Here is a 1,663-nt window from a genome sequence, read left to right on the forward strand (position 1 = left end):
TACATCATTAATGGCTTTTAACCAACCTCTTATGTTGTAACTGTAATCTACCGTTTGTAAACCAGTTGCTCCTGTAGCATCTGTTCCTCTTACGTTTTTAGCTATCACTAACTCTGATACACAAGGTCGCCTTTTTTATCATTTTCTTCGTTTTAAGACATTATATAACACAAAAAGGAACGCCATATTGCGCTCCTTTCTTATACATTTTTTCAATTAAAGACTAACTTTCAATTGGTTAACTTCTGTAAAAACTGCTATCACTAACTCTGAAACATTACCAAATCAAACAATTTAATTACACCCAACGGGTTATTTAATTTATTCTGTTTTTAAGGTAAATCATCTGTGTTTATAATGCCTTTTTCACAATTAAGATCAAAACCTGCCAAAGGATATTTATTTTTATTATAATATACCGTAACTAATCTAGCAACAATTTCCCTTGTTATACCTACACAATATTTACTTCTCTCTGAAAAATCTAAAACATCTTTAATTCCTTTATCTAAACCTTCTCTAGAAGACAAATCTAGTATTATAAAAGAATTATTTTCAACTATAACAAAATATCCTTTTGAATGAGAACTAAAAATAGAAAAACTATATAATCCATTTATCAATTCTCCTTCATGTCTATTATTAAATATACCATTTAGATTAAAACTATTTTCTCCTTTTTTAAGTTTTTCAGCTTTTGATTTATCAAGTTCATTTTTAGAACTTAAAAAATTTATTAATTCAATTTTAAGTGAATCAAAAGTTAATTTATCTACTACTTGACTTTTACAAGAAATAGAAAAGAGTAACACCAAGTATATAAAAATATTTTTCATCTTATTTCTTTTTCTTTTTTGCTAAATCATTTAAAATTCTATTTTCTATTATTTGTGGCAAAAATTCAGAACCATACTTTCCAAAGTTTTTCCCTGCATCTTCTTCTTTAACTAACTCTGCATTTTTATTATTTATATGACCAATTTCATGTCCAAAAGTTCCAATTGCCATTTCAAATACAGATAGATTATTCTCCTTAATAGTATGAACATTTTCTATTTGTTTTTCTGAAATTGAAAGACATTCTTTAGGATTATCGTCATTCATTATTAATTGATGCATTTCTTCAATCTCACCCATGTAAACTTTGATTGTTGCTTCTAATACAACAACACTACCATCTTCTTTTGTTTCTGATTTTGTGACATCCGTATAACCAAGTTGTCCTTCTAATATTGGCGATTTACCTTCTTGAAAATCAACTTTAACCTTTGCTTTCGATTTTGTTAAAGCATCAAATTGTTTTTGACCTTCAGCACCAGATTTTCTCAATGTTTCACCAAATTTTTTATCTTGTGCAGTAGCATTAGCTGTATATACTTGCTTTTCTGCATCATAAACTAGCTGATTTTTTTTATTTCTCCAGTCATCAGCCTGCATACTATCAGGGTCAACAAAATACATTGGGTTATTATAAGCGTAATTGTAAGGTGTCCATCTTCTAGAATTTTCTGCAAGCGGGTCAATATTCATCCATCTACCTAGTGCAGGATCATAATTCCTAGCCCCATAGTCATACATATTCAATCCAAGCTCCGTTTGTAGTTCTTTACCGTTGTATTTATACTGGTAAGTAGATTGCACTGTAGGTGTTCCTCCTTTTAAT

Annotated in this window: 2 protein-coding genes; both read right to left on the reverse strand. The window is 29.1% G+C overall.

What is annotated here, in order from left to right; translation table 11 throughout:
• Positions 1-332: 332 nt before the first annotated feature.
• Positions 333-836 carry a hypothetical protein gene (locus tag FIA58_RS21100; protein ID WP_140964672.1) on the reverse strand — a complete coding sequence of 168 codons (504 nt, stop codon included), beginning with the start codon at positions 834-836 and terminating at the stop codon, positions 333-335.
• Position 837: 1 nt separating this feature from the next.
• Positions 838-1,663 (reverse strand): RHS repeat domain-containing protein (locus FIA58_RS21105; RefSeq protein WP_140964673.1); only part of this gene is annotated, 826 nt, incomplete at its 5' end.

Origin of the sequence: Flavobacterium jejuense (assembly GCF_006491595.2) — a bacterium.
Taxonomy (GTDB): Bacteria; Bacteroidota; Bacteroidia; order Flavobacteriales; family Flavobacteriaceae; genus Flavobacterium; species Flavobacterium jejuense.